At 67.1% G+C, this 15,150-nt stretch carries 10 protein-coding genes; 6 read left to right on the forward strand and 4 right to left on the reverse strand.

Annotation, left to right across the window (positions count from 1 at the left end):
* The first annotated feature begins 100 nt into the window (after positions 1-100).
* Complete coding sequence (locus ACOJB8_RS11825) at positions 101-3,616, forward strand: EAL domain-containing protein (protein ID WP_475012670.1); 3,516 nt, start codon at positions 101-103, stop codon at positions 3,614-3,616.
* Positions 3,617-3,661: 45 nt separating this feature from the next.
* Here ACOJB8_RS11825 and ACOJB8_RS11830 read toward each other — a convergent pair whose 3' ends face one another.
* Positions 3,662-4,057: an acyl-CoA thioesterase gene (locus ACOJB8_RS11830; RefSeq protein ID WP_028206008.1), complete on the reverse strand. Its 396-nt coding sequence runs from the start codon at positions 4,055-4,057 to the stop codon at positions 3,662-3,664.
* Positions 4,058-4,337: 280 nt separating this feature from the next.
* On the opposite strand from ACOJB8_RS11830, the gene ACOJB8_RS11835 reads away from it, so the two are divergent.
* Positions 4,338-6,266, forward strand: coding sequence for an ABCB family ABC transporter ATP-binding protein/permease (locus ACOJB8_RS11835; RefSeq protein ID WP_342948416.1), 1,929 nt, complete (start codon positions 4,338-4,340; stop codon positions 6,264-6,266).
* A 47-nt stretch (positions 6,267-6,313) separates the two neighbouring features.
* Here the strand turns inward: ACOJB8_RS11835 and murU are convergent, their stop codons facing one another.
* Together murU and ACOJB8_RS11845 are read right to left on the reverse strand one after the other, a co-directional pair.
* Positions 6,314-7,024, reverse strand: a complete 711-nt coding sequence (murU, locus tag ACOJB8_RS11840; protein WP_475012820.1) for an N-acetylmuramate alpha-1-phosphate uridylyltransferase MurU — start codon at positions 7,022-7,024, stop codon at positions 6,314-6,316.
* A gap of 62 nt (positions 7,025-7,086) precedes the next feature.
* Entirely contained in the window at positions 7,087-8,160 is a 1,074-nt protein-coding gene (locus ACOJB8_RS11845; protein ID WP_342948417.1) for an aminoglycoside phosphotransferase family protein, read from the reverse strand.
* Positions 8,161-8,408: 248 nt separating this feature from the next.
* On the opposite strand from ACOJB8_RS11845, the gene ACOJB8_RS11850 reads away from it, so the two are divergent.
* The 4 genes from ACOJB8_RS11850 (at position 8,409) to rsmA (ending at position 14,142) form a co-directional block, all read left to right on the forward strand.
* Positions 8,409-10,793, forward strand: a complete 2,385-nt coding sequence (locus tag ACOJB8_RS11850) for an LPS-assembly protein LptD (RefSeq protein WP_368615885.1) — start codon at positions 8,409-8,411, stop codon at positions 10,791-10,793.
* Positions 10,794-10,887: 94 nt separating this feature from the next.
* The gene (locus tag ACOJB8_RS11855) at positions 10,888-12,255 is read left to right on the forward strand and encodes a peptidylprolyl isomerase (RefSeq protein WP_176732847.1); all 1,368 of its coding nucleotides are present in this window, start codon (positions 10,888-10,890) and stop codon (positions 12,253-12,255) included.
* Positions 12,256-12,276: 21 nt separating this feature from the next.
* Entirely contained in the window at positions 12,277-13,299 is a 1,023-nt protein-coding gene (gene pdxA, locus ACOJB8_RS11860) for a 4-hydroxythreonine-4-phosphate dehydrogenase PdxA (RefSeq protein WP_475012671.1), read from the forward strand.
* Between the two features lie 15 nt (positions 13,300-13,314).
* Positions 13,315-14,142, forward strand: coding sequence for a 16S rRNA (adenine(1518)-N(6)/adenine(1519)-N(6))-dimethyltransferase RsmA (gene rsmA, locus ACOJB8_RS11865; protein ID WP_069262892.1), 828 nt, complete (start codon positions 13,315-13,317; stop codon positions 14,140-14,142).
* Positions 14,143-14,190: 48 nt separating this feature from the next.
* On the opposite strand, the gene panE is transcribed toward rsmA, so the two are convergent.
* Entirely contained in the window at positions 14,191-15,141 is a 951-nt protein-coding gene (gene panE / locus ACOJB8_RS11870; RefSeq protein ID WP_475012673.1) for a 2-dehydropantoate 2-reductase, read from the reverse strand.
* Between the last annotated feature and the right edge of the window lie 9 nt (positions 15,142-15,150).

Raw genomic sequence — 15,150 nt, forward strand, 5'->3', positions numbered from 1 at the left:
CCGTTATTTCGGGTTGGCGCGTCAGGCGCCGACCGGTCGCGCGCAGTCGTGACCCATCATCCCGCGCTCACGGCGCGGGCGCGAACGACGCTCGGCATTCATGAACCTTCTTTTTTCGAAGCGCCAACTCATCAATCTGGCCGTCGTCGCGGCGGCCGTTGGCGCGAACGCTTTTGTCGCGTGGACGCAGATCGACGGTCAGCGCGAGATCGACCAGCGCGCGAGCCAGGCGGCGACGATCCGTCACGACCTCGACCGCTATCGCGACGCGCTTGGCAGCGGCGTGAGCGCGCTGGGCCGTTTCGCCGTGCGGAGTCAGCCGGAGTCGGCCGCCGCGCACGACGCGCGCGCCGCCATGCTCGACGAAACCACCCGCGCCCTGCGCGCTGAGCTGGGCGGCAACGCCGACCTCGCAGCCCGTTTCGACGCGCTGGCGCGGCAGGCGAGTGTCATTGTGGGCGAGATCGACGTGACGCTTGCGCGTGCCGAGCGGCGCGTTGCCGACGAGCGCGGGCAGGCTGCCGTGGCGGCGGGGGCAAGCGGGACCGTGGCAACGCAGGCTGTGCCGGCCGACGGTGCGGCCAGCCAGGAATTCGGCACCGCAACGCCCGCAAATGCCGCGCGTTCGCCCGCAGCGCCGTGGGGCGACCGCGAGGCGCTCGCCCGCAACGCCGCGGCAGCGAAGACGATGCAACCCGGGAACCCCGCCGACGCGCGCATGGCCGGTCATGTCGTGACCGGCACCATCTTGCCGCTGCACGCCGCGGCGGATGAGGCGGCGAGCGCCGTGACGCTGGATCCGCTAACAGTCGCACCGGCTGTCACGAACGGCGCCCAGAACCCCATCACGCCGACCGCTGCGCTGCCTGACACGGCAATGCCGTCGCCCGCCACTGCCGCGTGGCTCGCCGGCGAATACATCCGCATCGACAACCTCGTGGACCAGCTCGACGGGCAGCTCGCGGCGCTGCAACGCGCCCAGGATCTGGCGCTCGCCGCCGCGCTCGCCGACTCGGCGCGCTCGGGCGGCCGCGCGCTGTTGCTGCTGATCGTGACGATGCTCGCGGGCGGGACGCTCCTCATCTACACGTTCGGCGCGCGCGAGAGCGCGGCCCGCGAGAAGCTGCGCGCCGTGAGCGGCATGCGCCTGCGCAGCGAGCGCTTTCAGGGTCTGTTCGACGCGCATCCGGTGCCGATGTACGTGTTCGACCGCGAGACGCTGCGTTTTCTCGCCGTGAACGCCGCCGCGATCCAGCAGTACGGCTACAGCGAGGAAGAATTCCTCACGATGACGATCCGCGAAATCCGTCCCGCCGAGGACGTCTCGCGGCTCGAGCAGCACCTCACGCGCTCGGACATGGTCACGCAAAACGTGCGCATGATGGCCGGCATCTGGCACCATCGCCGCCGCGACGGCTCGATCATCAGCGCCGACATCTCGCATCACTCGCTCACCTTCCTCGGCCGCGACGCCGTGTTCGTGCTCGCCGACGACGTGACCGAGCAGATCAAGGCCGAAGCGGAAGCGCAGCGCTCGAACCAGATGCTCGAGTCGGTGATCGACAACATCCCGCAGCGCATCTTCTGGAAAGACGCGCAGTCGCGCTATCTGGGCTGCAACATGACCTTCGCGCGCGACGCGGGCCTCGCGTATCCCGAGCAGATCATCGGCAAGTCCGACGACGACCTGCCGTGGCGCGCCTACGCCGACGGCATGCGCGAGCAGGACCGCGAAGTCATCGAGTCGGGGCTGCCGCGCATCAACTACGAGGACAACCACACGATCGACGGCCTGCACCGCACGACGCTCACGAGCAAGCTGCCGCTGCTCGACGGCGACGGCCGCGTGATCGGCGTGCTCGGCTCGTACTCGGACACCACCGAAAGCAAGCGCGCCGACCTCGCGTTGCGCCTGCAAAGCCGCGCGCTCGACGCGTGCGTGAACGCCATCCTGATCACCGCGCCGGGCCCGGGCGGCAGCAATCTGATCGAGTACGCGAATCCGGCGTTTCGCCGCATCACGGGCTTCGATCCGGCCGAGGTGATCGGCCAGGACTGCCGCCTCCTGCAGCGCGACGACCGCGATCAGGACGGACTCATCGCGGTGCGCAAGGCGCTGCTTTCCAATCGCGAAGTGAGCGCCGTGCTGCGCAACTACCGCAAGGACGGCGCGCTCTTCTGGAACCAGCTGCTGATCGCGCCGGTGCCCGATCTCGATGGGCGCATCACGCATCACATCGGCATCATCAACGACGTGACCGAGCTGATCCGCTATCAGGAGCAGCTCGAATACCAGGCGAACTACGACAGCCTCACGCTGCTGCCCAACCGCAACCTGCTGCGCGACCGTCTCCAGCACGCGCTGCTCGCGGCGCAGCGGCACGACACGGGCGTGGCCGTGGTCTTCATCGACCTCGACGGCTTCAAGAACGTGAACGACAGTCTCGGCCACAGCGTGGGCGACCGGCTGCTGGGCGTGGTGGCCGAGCGGCTCCAGCGCTGCACGCGCACGACCGATACGGTCGCGCGCCACGGCGGCGACGAGTTCGTGATCGTGCTTACCGACACCATCGACGAGAAGTCGCTGATCGGCTGGATGGAGCGGGCGCGTTCGCTGATCTCGGAGCCCGTGTGGATCGACGGCACCGAGCTGTATGTGGGTTGCAGCATGGGCGCGAGCGTCTACCCGCAGGACGGCAACGACGCCGAAACGCTCATGAAGAAGGCCGACGTCGCGATGTACCGCGCGAAGGACATGGGCCGCAACACGTTCCAGTTCTTCGAGCCCGAAATGAACGCGAATGTGGGCGCGCGCCTGAATCTCGAGCGGCGCCTGCGCCGTGCGCTGCGCGACAGCGAGTTCCTGCTGCACTACCAGCCGCAGGTGGAGATCGAGGGCGGGCGCATCATCGGCATGGAGGCGCTCGTGCGCTGGCGCGATCCGGAGGTGGGGCTCGTCTCGCCCGCGCAGTTCATTCCCGTGGCCGAGGAGAGCGGCCTGATCGGCCCGCTTTCCGACTGGGTGCTACGCGAGGCCTGCCGGCAGAATCGCGCGTGGCAGCTCGCGGGGCTGCCGCCCGTGCGCGTGTCCGTGAACTTCTCGGCGAAGACGTTCCACCAGCGCGACATTGCGCAGCTCGTGAAGGACGTGCTGCAGGAAACCGGCCTGGAAGCCTGCTGGCTCGAAATCGAGCTGACCGAGAGCACGCTCATGCGCAACGCCGAAGAAGCCGTGTCGATGTTGAATGAGCTGCACGCGCTGGGCATCGGCATTGCCATCGACGACTTCGGCACCGGCTATTCGAGCCTGAGCTACCTGAAGCGTCTGCCAGTGGACCGGCTCAAGATCGACCGCTCGTTCGTGGCCGACATCGGCACGAGCGGCGACGACGAAACGATCACGGCAGCCATCATCGCGCTTGCGCACGAGCTGCAGTTGCAGGTGATCGCGGAAGGGGTGGAGACTTCGGCGCAGTTCGCCTTCCTGCGCGAGCGCGCGTGCGACGAGCTGCAAGGCTACTTTTTCGCGCCGCCGCTGCCTGGCGACGAGGCGGCGGCGCTGTTGCGCGCGAGCGCGACCTACGAGGAAACGCCCGGGCTCGCGTGGACCGATTGAGCACCGCGCTCCGGCCGGGCGTTCGCGATTGCCTCGGCGTTGCCGTTATTCGATCGGCGGCAGCTGACGCGGGCGGCGGTCCGCGCCGGTGGCGACATAGGTAAGCGTGGCTTCCGTCACCTTGACGACTTCCTCCTGGAGGCGCATGCGCTGCGCGTACACCTCGACCTCGACGGTCACCGAGGTGTTGCCGGTCTTGACGATGTCGGCGTAGAAACTCAGCAGATCGCCTACGAACACCGGTTGCTTGAACACGAACGAGTTCACCGCGACGGTCGCGACGCGTCCGTTGGCGCGGCGGCTCGCCGGAATCGAGCCGGCGATGTCGACCTGCGCCATGATCCAGCCGCCGAAGACGTCGCCGTGAACGTTGGCGTCCGAGGGCTGCGGCACGACGCGCAGCGCAGGCGATTTTTGGGGGAGCGGGAAGGAGTCGGTCATCGGGCTTCCATGAAAAGGGATCGAACGGCGCAAGGCGTTGCGGCGCGGGGCGCCCAGCGGCGCGTGCCGCCTTCTGCGACAATACGTTGATCAGGAATTGTACGGGAAAGCCTGAGGCGCGGCGGGCGGTCGATTAGAGCCCTCCACCTTCGCGAAACCCGTCGCCAGGAACCTCACATTCGCCCCACATGACTCGCCGGGCCGTTTGCGCCGCGCCAGCTTCCGGTCCCCGAACCGGCCTTGGCGCGCCGCACGGCGCTGGCATCTCGCCGCTCGCCCCATGCGCCGCTTTCCCGCTTCCAACGAACCCGCGCTGCCCGCCACCGGGCCGCGCAACGACTGGCAGACGATCGTTTCGCTACTGCCTTACCTCACGGCCTACAAATGGCGCGTGGCGTTCGCGCTCACCTGCCTGATCGGCGCGAAGGTGGCCAACCTCGGCGTGCCGATCGTGATGAAGCACATCGTCGACGGTCTCGCCTCGGTGCGTCATCTCACGGCGCTCGGGCGTGCGGAGCACGCACCCGGCATCGTGCTCGCGGGCGGCATCGGACTGCTCGTGGTGGCGTACGCCATCGTGCGTCTGTCGACGTCGCTGTTCACCGAACTGCGCGAAATCCTCTTTTCGAAGGTGACCGAGAGCGCCGTGCGCCAGCTCGCGCTCAAGGTGTTCCGCCATCTGCATGCACTCTCGCTGCGCTTTCACCTCGAGCGGCAGACGGGCGGCATGTCGCGCGACATCGAGCGCGGCACGCGCGGCATCACGCAGCTCATTTCCTACTCGCTCTACAGCATCCTGCCGACGCTCGTGGAAGTGGGCCTCGTGCTCGGCTTCTTCGTGGTGAAGTACGAGGCGTACTACGCGATCGTCACGCTCATCGCGCTCGTCGCGTACATCGTGTTCACGGTGAAGGTAACCGAGTGGCGCACGCATTTTCGCCGCACGATGAACGAGCTCGATTCGCGCGCCAATGCACGCGCGATCGATTCGCTCATCAACTACGAGACCGTGAAGTACTTCGGCAACGAAGAGTGGGAGACGAAGCGTTACGACGAAAACCTGCACCGCTACCGCCAGGCCGCGATCAAGTCGCAGCACTCGCTTTCGGCGCTCAACTTCGGACAGCAGGCGATCATCGGCACCGGGCTCGTGTTCATCCTCTGGCGCGCCACCCAGGGCGTGATGGCGGGGCGGCTCACGCTCGGCGACCTCGTGCTCATCAATACCTTCATGCTGCAGCTCTACATTCCGCTGAATTTTCTCGGCGTGGTGTATCGGGAGCTCAAGCAAAGCCTCACCGACATGGACCGCATGTTCACGCTGCTCACCGTCGAGCGCGAAGTGGCCGACGTGCCTGGCGCGCAAGCGCTTGCGGTGCGCGGCGGCGAGGTGCGCTTTTCTCACGTGAACTTCGCGTATGAACCGTCGCGCCAGATTCTGCACGACCTGAGCTTCACGATTGCTGCGGGCACGACGACGGCCGTGGTGGGGCATAGCGGCTCGGGCAAGTCCACGCTCGCTCGGCTCCTGTTCCGCTTCTACGATCTCGACCGCTCCGATCCCGGCAAAAGCGGCGGTGCGATTACGATCGACGGCCAGGATATCCGCGACGTCACGCAGGATTCGTTGCGCGCGTCGATCGGCATCGTGCCGCAGGACACGGTGCTGTTCAACGACTCGATCTACTACAACATCGCCTATGGACGGCCCACGGCAAGCCGCGAGGAAGTAATCGCCGCGGCGCGCGCGGCGCACATTCACGCGTTCATCGAGAGCCTGCCCAAGGGCTACGACACGTCCGTGGGCGAGCGCGGCCTCAAGCTTTCGGGCGGTGAGAAGCAGCGCGTGGCGATCGCGCGCACGCTGCTCAAGAATCCGCCGATCCTGCTGTTCGACGAGGCGACGTCAGCGCTCGATTCGCGCTCGGAGCGCGCCATCCAGCACGAGCTCGACCAGATCGCGCGCGAGCGCACCACACTCGTGATCGCGCACCGGCTGTCGACCGTCGTGCACGCGCAGCAGATCATCGTGATGGATCATGGGCGCATCGTCGAGCGCGGCACGCATGCGCAATTGCTGCAAGCGGGCGGACACTATGCGCAGATGTGGGCGCTTCAGCAGCAGAAGGCGGGTGAAGCGCCCCAGTCGCAGTCACAGTCCCAGGCACAACAGGGGCAGGTGGAGTTGCCGGCGGCGGGAGGAAACTGACGAAGCGCGCCGCGCCGGCGTTGGCGCGGCGCTTTGCGTTGCCGGTCTCAGCCGTGGTGCGCGCTCGTCGAATCTCGCAGCGCGGCGTCGAGCGCCTCGAGCTGCGCGGGCGTGCCGACGTTTTCCCAGACGCCTTCGTATAGCTCGGCGCTCACGCGTCCTTGCGCGATCGCCTCGCGATAGTACGGCGTGAGCGCGCGCTTCGTGCCGGGCGCGAGATCGCGGAACATACGCGTGTCATAGAGGCCGATATTGCCGAACGTGAAGCGCGGCGCGCCGTCGAGCGCGAGCCGGCCGTCGGCGCCCAGCGCGAAGTCGCCCTTCGGGTGGAACGGCGGATTCGGCACCATCACGAGATGCATGCCCGGCTGTTCTTGCGCCGCAAGCGCTTGCGCGTGCGTGTTCAGGCGCGCGAAATCGTAGGCGCTGTAGACGTCGCCGCTCACCGCGAGGAACACCTCGGGCGCGCCCGTCGACTCGATGAGCGGCAGCGCCTGGGCAATGCCGCCCGCCGTTTCGAGCGCGTCGTGCTCGGGCGAATAGTGGAGCGTGACGCCGAAGCGCGCGCCGTCGCCGAGCGCGGCTTCGATCTGCGCGCCAAGCCATGCGTGATTGATGACGATGCGCGTGTAGCCCGCCGCGGCGAGCCGCTCGATCTGCCACACGACGAGCGGTTTGCCGCCCACGGCGAGGAGCGGCTTCGGGCAGGTGTCGGTGAGCGGACGCATGCGTTCGCCGCGTCCGGCGGCGAAGATCATGGCGGTGCGGCCGTGGCTCGCCCTGGCCGGCGTGTGATTCGATTGGGTCATGACGGCCCGTTTCAGAAGGTGTAAGCGACTTCGACGGCGCTGCCCTGCAGCTCGTCGATGAGCCGTGCGAACGGCGCGAGCGGGCGGTAGCGGTGCGCGACCTTGCTCGCGTAGGCGAGAAAGCGCGGCAGGTCGGCCATGTAATGCGGTTTGGCGTCGCGATAGTTGATGCGGCAGAACAGGCCAAGCACCTTGATGTGGCGCTGCAGGCCCATCCACTCGAGCTGGCGGTAGAACTCGCCGAAGTCGGCATCGACGGGCAGTCCCGCCTTCTTGGCGCGCTCCCAGTAGTGCGCGAAGCAGTCGAGCTCGAACGCCTCGTCCCAGCTCAGGAACGCGTCGCGCAGCAGCGAGACGACGTCGTACGTGATCGGGCCGTACACGGCGTCCTGGAAGTCGAGCACGCCGGGGTTCGGCGTGGCGATCATCAGGTTGCGGGGCATGAAGTCGCGCAGCATGAAGCTTTGCGGCTGCGCGCGGGCGCTCGCCACGAGCAGGGCGAAGGTGCGATCGAGCACGCCGCGCGTGGCTTCGTCGACCTTGCGGCCCAGATGGCGCTCCAGATACCACTCGGGCATCAGCTCCATCTCGCGGCGCATGAAGGCTTCGTCGAAGTCCGGCAGCACGCCCGGCCGCGAGCTGAGCTGCCAGCGGATCAGCGCGTCGATGGCGTCGCGCATCAGCTCGCGCGAACGCGTGCCGGGGCCGGCTTCCTGCAGCGCATTCAGGTAGGGCGCGGTGCCGAGATCGGTCACGAGCATGAGGCCCGCGTCGAAATCGGCTTCGAGCACGCGCGGCACGTGCACGCCGGCCGCCTCGAGCAACTGCGCGATCTGGGCGAATTCGCGGCTCTTTTCGGGCGGCGGGGCGTCGACGGCGATCAGCGACGCGCCGTGCGCGCCCGCGCTCGCGAGGCGGAAATAGCGCCGAAAGCTCGCGTCGGCCGAGGCCGGGGCGAGCGTCGCGAGGTCGAGGGCGTACTGGCCGGCGTGGCTGCCGAGCCAGGCGGCGAGCAGGTCGCGGCGATTGTCGGTCGGAGCGGCGCCAGGGGAAGCGGCGGGAGAATGCGCGGCAGAAAAGGTCATGAAAGCCAGAGGCAAAATCAGTGGATCAACGTCTTGCCATATAATACCCCACGACTTTTTTGACGCGACTCGCGCCAAAGCCCGCATGACGGTTCGCTCGCCGCATTCATCGTCGCTCCAGGGGGGCGATGAATTGTAATTATTTGTTTGCAGCCCGGCCTCGATCCGGTTCATCGGGAGGCGGGTGCCCAGGCGGGCCACCATCATGGAGAGGGCAGGCGGCCCGGGCCGATTCGCCAAAACCATACATGCCGCCCAGACAGTTTTTCCAGACGATCTCCCCTAGTGACGACGGCGTGCCGGGCAAGCGGCGGCTCATCGCGGCACTCCTGGCCGTACCGGGTCTGGTGCCCGCGCTCGCGCACGCCCAGCTCTCGGGCGCGGCCGCGCAGCCCGAGCAGCTCGACGGCCCGTGGAGCCTGCGGCTCGCGCCGCAACTCGAGGACCACCCCAATGCGTCGGGCCAGCACCCGGCAACGTTCGTGCTCGGCGATTCGACGACCGGCACGGTGGATACCGACCTCGCCGTGAAAGGGGCGGGGGAGTTGCGTCAGGGTTCGAACGTGGTGAAGGGCGATGCCCTGCATTACGACCAGGACACGGACATGGCCAATGCCTACGGCAATGTCACGGTCGTGCAGAACGGCACGACGTTCTCGGGGCCCGAGGCGCATTTGAAGGTCGAGGCGAACGAGGGCTTCATGCCCGCGCCGAAGTACCATTTCACGCTCACGGGCGGCTCGGGCAGCGCCGCGCGCGCCGACCTGCTGGACAGCGAGCGCTCGGTGCTCACGACCGGCACCTACACCGCGTGCCACTGCTCGACCAATCCGGCGTGGTACATCAAGGGCAGCGAGTTCGATTTCGACACCGGCAGCGACGAAGGTGTCGCGCACAACGCCGTGCTGTTCTTCCAGGACGTGCCGATCTTCGCGAGCCCGTGGCTGTCGTTCCCGCTTTCGGGTGACCGCCGCAGCGGCCTGTTGCCGCCGACGTTCTCGGTCAGCTCGACGAACGGCTACGAAATCTCGCTGCCGTACTACTTCAACATCGCGCCGAACCGCGACTTCACGTTCACGCCCGAGATCATCTCGAAGCGGGGCGTGTTCCTGCAGGGCAACTACCGGTATCTCTCGACGAATTACTCGGGTTCGATCACCGGAACGTTCCTGCCGGACGACGCGATCACGAAGACGAACCGCTACGCGCTGTTCATCCAGCACAACCAGAACTTCGGCAACGGCTTCGGCGGTTACGTCTACTACAACAAGGTCTCGGACAACACCTATCCGTCGGACCTGTCGTCGCCGGCCAACCAGTTTCTGAACGGCACGCAGACGCTGTACCAGCAGGAAGCCGGCCTCACGTACAACAACGGGCCGTGGTCCGTGCTGGGCCGCTACCAGCACTGGCAGACGGTCGAGTCGTCGACGCCGCCGTATGGCCGCGAGCCGCAGTTGAACGTGAAGTACGCGAAGTACAACGTCGGCGGCTTCGACTACGGCATGGAAGCCGACTACTCGCGCTTCCGCATCACGGAAGACAATGCGACCGAAGGCGACCGCGTCGTCTTCAATCCGTACGTGTCGTACTCCTTGATGGGGCCGGGTTACTTCGTCACGCCGAAGGTTCAGTGGCACTTCGCGTCGTACAACCTGAGCAACATCGGCCCGGCGGGCACGACCTTCGGCTCGCCTGTGGGCACGCCGAAGAGCTTCACCGAATCGATCCCGACCTTCAGCTTCGACACGGGCCTCGTGTTCGACCGCTCGGTCCATCTGTTCGGTCAGGACTACATCCAGACGCTGGAACCGCGCCTGTACTACGTGTACACGCCGTATCGCAACCAGCAGTTCGCGCCCCTGTTCGATACCGCCGAGTCGGACTTCGGCCTCGCGGAAATCTTCACGCCGAACACCTTCGTCGGCAACGACCGCATTGCCGATGCGAACCGCCTGACTGCCGCGCTCACCACGCGCTTCATCGACCCGGCTTCGGGCGACGAACGCGCGCGCTTCGTGATCGCGCAGCAGTACTACTTCCAGGATCAGCGCGTCACGCTCAACTCGGGCGAAAGCACGAGTCAGGCGACGCATTCGGACCTGATTGCGGGCGCTGCACTGAAAATCGGGGCCGGTTTCGCTTCGGAAACGGCGTTCCAATATAATGCCGACAGCAACCAGCTCACCAAGGCGAGCATCGGTTTCGGGTACAGCCCGGGAACGAGCCGCGTGCTGAACGTGGCTTACCGCTACACGCGCGCGAACACGACGCTCGACTTCCAGCCGATCAATCAGGTCCTGATCTCGGCTCAATGGCCGTTCTCGCACCGGGTGTACGCCGTAGGCCGCTTCAACTACGATCTGAACGGCCATCGGATCGTCGACGGCCTGGTCGGCATGCAGTACGACGCCGACTGCTGGGTGCTCGGGGTCGGCCTGCAGCGTTACGCGAACGGGCTCAATACGTCGGGCACGCCGAATTCGTCAACGCGGTTTCTCGCGCAGCTTACGCTCAAGGGACTGTCGAACGTCGACAACGGGCTGGTGGCGGCGTTCCGCACGGCAGTGCCGGGGTACACGCAGCTGCCGGCTCAGTCGCCGCCGGACTCGCGCTTCACTGATTATCAATAACGCGTGATCCGGAGCGCATTGCTTGCGCCTCGGGGCAACGCGGTGTCGGTTGCATAGAGACGGGCGAAGCGTGCCCGCCAACATTGGAGTATCTGTGGGAATCATGAAAAAGCTTCGCCTGGCAGCGTACGCTGCGAGTCTCTTCGCCGTTGCAGGCGTGTTGCCGGCCGCGCCGGCGCAAGCTCAAGGTCTCCCGGCCGGCAACGGCCAGACGGTCGATACGATCGCCGCAGTCGTCAATGACGGCGTGATCACGCAGCGCGAGCTCGACAGCCGCGCCGAAATGATCGCTCACCGGCTGCAGCAGCAAAACGCGCCGGTTCCGCCCGATGAGCAGTTGCGCGCGCAGGTACTCAACCAGATGGTGCTCGAGCGCATTCAGCTGCAGAAGGCCAAGGAAGACGGCATCACCGTAGACGACGCCGCCGTGCAACGCACGCTGGAGCGCCTCGCCCAGGCCAACGGCATGGATCTCGCGACCTATCGCGCGCGCATCGAGGCGGCTGGGGTGCCCTGGACCACGTTCCAACGCGACGCGCGCACGGAGCTCACGCTCTCGAAGCTGCGCGAGAAGGAAGTGGACAGCAAGGTCACGGTGACGGACGCCGAAGTCGCGAACTACATCGCGAGCCAGCGCGGACCGAACGCGGGCCAGTCGAACGACCTGCATTTCCAGCACATCTTCATCAAGGCGCCGCTGAACGCTTCGGAAACCGACATCGAAGCGGCGCAGGCGAAGGCCAATGCGCTGCTCAAGGAAGCCCAGTCGGGTAGCAAGTTCGAGAGCCTCGCGAAGTCGAACTCGCAGGCGAGCGACGCGGGCAAGGGCGGCGACATGGGCTTCCTGCCGCAGTCGAAGCTGCCGCCCGAATTCGTGACCGCCGCTGCCACGCTGCGTCCGGGCGAGGTGAACCCCTCGGTGATCCGCACCAACGACGGCTTCGAGATCGTGCGCCTCGTCGAGCGCCGCCAGGGCCAGGGCACGGCCGCCGACGCGCCCAAGCTCGTGCAAACGCACGTGCGCCACATCCTGCTGCGCGTGGGCGACGGCATGTCCGAGCCCCAGGCGCGCCAGAAGCTGCTCGAGATCCGCCAGGAAATCGCAGCGGGCGGCGACTTCGCCAAGTTCGCGCGCACCTATTCGCAGGACGGCTCGGCTTCGCAGGGCGGCGACCTCGGCTGGATCAGCCCGGGTGAAACCGTGCCTGAATTCGAGCGCGCCATGAATACGCTGCAGGACGGCCAGCTGAGCGAGCCGGTGCGCACCGAGTACGGCTACCACCTGATCCAGGTGCTGGGCCGCCGCGACGCCGAAGGCTCGATCGCGCAGCAAATGGAACTCGCGCGCCAGGCCATCGGCCAGCGCAAGGCGGAGCAGGCCTACGCCGACTGGCTGCGTCAGCTGCGCGACAGTGCCTACGTCGATTACAAGATCGCGGGCATGACGCCGCCGCACAACTAAGCGTCACCAGGGGATCGAGCCATGAACGCCTCCGCATCGTCGCCGCCGGCTCCGCGGAGGGCGGGGCCGATCCGCATTGCCATCACCACGGGTGAGCCGGCCGGCGTCGGCCCCGAGCTGACCGCCGCCGCACTGGCGGGTGCCTCGGCACACTGGCCCGACGCGCAGTTCATCGTGCTCGGCGACAGTGCGCTGCTCGAAGCGCGCGCGCAGGCCGCGAGCGTCGACTGGGCCGCCGTGCTGGCGAACCAGCCCGTGCAGGTCGAGCATGTGGCGCTGGCTACGCCCGCGAAGCCAGGCAAACTCGACGCCGCCAACGGTCGCTATGTGCTGGCGCTGCTCGACCGTGCCATCGACGGCGCACTGGCAGGCGAATTCGACGCCATCGTCACTGCGCCGCTGCAAAAGAGCACGATCAACGACGCCGGCGTGCCCTTCACCGGCCACACCGAATACCTCGCCGAACGCACGCACACGCCGCGCGTGGTCATGATGCTGGCGGGCACCGGCGCTCGCCCGCTGCGCGTGGCGCTCGCCACGACGCATTTGCCGCTCAAGGACGTGTCGGCGGCGCTCACGGTCGAGGGGCTCGTCGAAACCCTGAGCATCATCGACCATGACCTGCGCCATCATTTCGGCGTGCCCCTGCCGCGCATCCTCGTGACCGGCCTCAACCCGCATGCGGGCGAGAACGGCTACCTGGGGCGCGAGGAAATCGACACGATTTCGCCGGCACTGGCCGCCGCCGCCGCGCAAGGCATCGACGCGCGCGGCCCGTACCCCGCCGACACGCTGTTCCAGCCGCGCTACCTCAAGGACGCCGACTGTGTGCTGGCGATGTTCCACGACCAGGGCCTGCCGGTCCTGAAATACGCGACGTTCGGCGAAGGCATCAACGTCACGCTCGGCTTGCCGATCGTGCGCACCTCGGTCGATCATGGCACCGCGCTCGACCTCGCCGGCACTGGCCGCGCGGACGCGGGCAGCCTGATCGCCGCCCTCGACACCGCCGTTTCGATGGCGCGCCACCGGCGCGCCATCTGATTGATTCCAGAGAAGATGTCCAACAGCAGCAGACAGCACCAGGGCCACTTCGCGCGCAAGCGCTTCGGCCAGAACTTCCTCGTCGATACGGGCGTGATCGATTCGATCGTCGACGTCATCCGCCCGCAGCGCGGTGAGCGCATGGTCGAGATCGGGCCGGGTCTCGGCGCGCTCACCGAGCCGCTCATCGAACGGCTCGCCACGCCCGAATCGCCGCTGCACGCGGTCGAGCTGGACCGCGACCTGATCGCGCGCCTCACGAAGAAGTTCGGCCCGCTGCTCGAACTCCACGCGGGCGACGCGCTCGCGTTCGACTTCGGCTCGCTCGCGGCGCCGGGCGAGAAGCCCTCGCTGCGCATCGTCGGCAACCTGCCGTACAACATTTCGAGCCCGCTGCTGTTTCACCTCACCACGTTCGCCGAGCGCGTGATCGACCAGCACTTCATGCTGCAGAACGAAGTGGTCGAGCGCATGGTGGCGGAGCCGGGCAGCAAGGCGTTCGGCCGTCTCACGGTGATGCTCCAGTACCGCTATGTGATCGACAAGCTGATCGACGTGCCGCCCGAATCGTTCCAGCCGCCGCCCAAGGTGGATTCGGCGATCGTGCGCATGATTCCCTACGCGCCGCACGAACTGCCGAAGGTCAACGACGCCGTGCTCGGCGAACTCGTGACGGCCGCCTTCTCGCAGCGCCGCAAGATGCTGCGCAATACGCTCGGCGATTACCGCGAGCGCCTCGACTTCGACGCGCTGGGCTTCGATCTGGCGCGCCGCGCCGAGGAAGTGCCCGTCGAGGAGTATGTGAGCCTCGCGCAGGCGCTGGAAGCGGCTGGCGGCGCGTGATATGCGCGTGGCACGCCGCCGCCTTGCCGGTGCACTAAGCGTCGTCGCTCAGGCAGCCTCGGCGCGCTGCGCCTCGTAGGCCTTGAGCTGGCTGTAGACGACGCGCAGCACCGAAAGCTCGGCCGACGCCTGCTGCGCCGCGCCGCCGCGCTGGATGAGGTCGCCGAGCACGTGATCGGCCTCGATGCGCGAACCGTTCTGCACGTCGCGCAACATCGAGGCGGTGAGCGACGATCCCTTGGCGAACAGCATCGCGCGCGAGCGCTCGAGGAAGCTGTCGCGCACGGCATGGCCGTGTGCGGCTGCGATCGCGCGGCATTCGGCGAAGAGTCGCTCGATGATCGTGGCGCCGTCGGGCGTGGCGAGAATCACCCCAATGGGCGCGCGGAAAAGGCACGTGCTGCCCGCGAGCGACGCGAGGAACACCCACTTCTCCCACATCTCCTGAAGGATGTGATCGCTCGCCTTCACGTGAAAGCCGGCATTGCCGAACTGATCCGCCACGGCTTGCACGCGCGTCGAGACGCCGCCGCCGAGTTCGCCGAACGTGATGGCCTGCACGTCGTTCAGATGGACGATTTCGCGCTTGTCGTTGAGCGTGGACGCGATCAGGCAGACACCGCCCAGCACCGCCTGCGTACCGAAGCGCGCCTGCAGGACTTCGAGATGATGCATGCCGTTGAGCAGCGGCAGGATCAACGTGTTGGGACCGACGGCCGCGGCGAACGAATCGATGGCATTGTCGAGGTCGTAGGCCTTGCAGCTCAGCAGGACGAGATCGAACGGCTGGCCGCCTTGTGATTCGAGCGCTTCGCGCGTGACGGTCTTGACGTCGCGCAGCGTGAGATCGCCCGCCGGACTGCGGATGACGAGGCCCGCTTCGCGCAGTTGCGCGGCGCGCGCCTCGCGTACCAGAAACGTCACGTCACGTCCCGCAGCGGCGAGCCGGCCGCCGAAATAGCCGCCCGTCGCACCCGCACCGACTACCAGAATTCGCATGTCTACTCC

Source organism: Paraburkholderia sp. BR10141 (assembly GCF_056155635.1).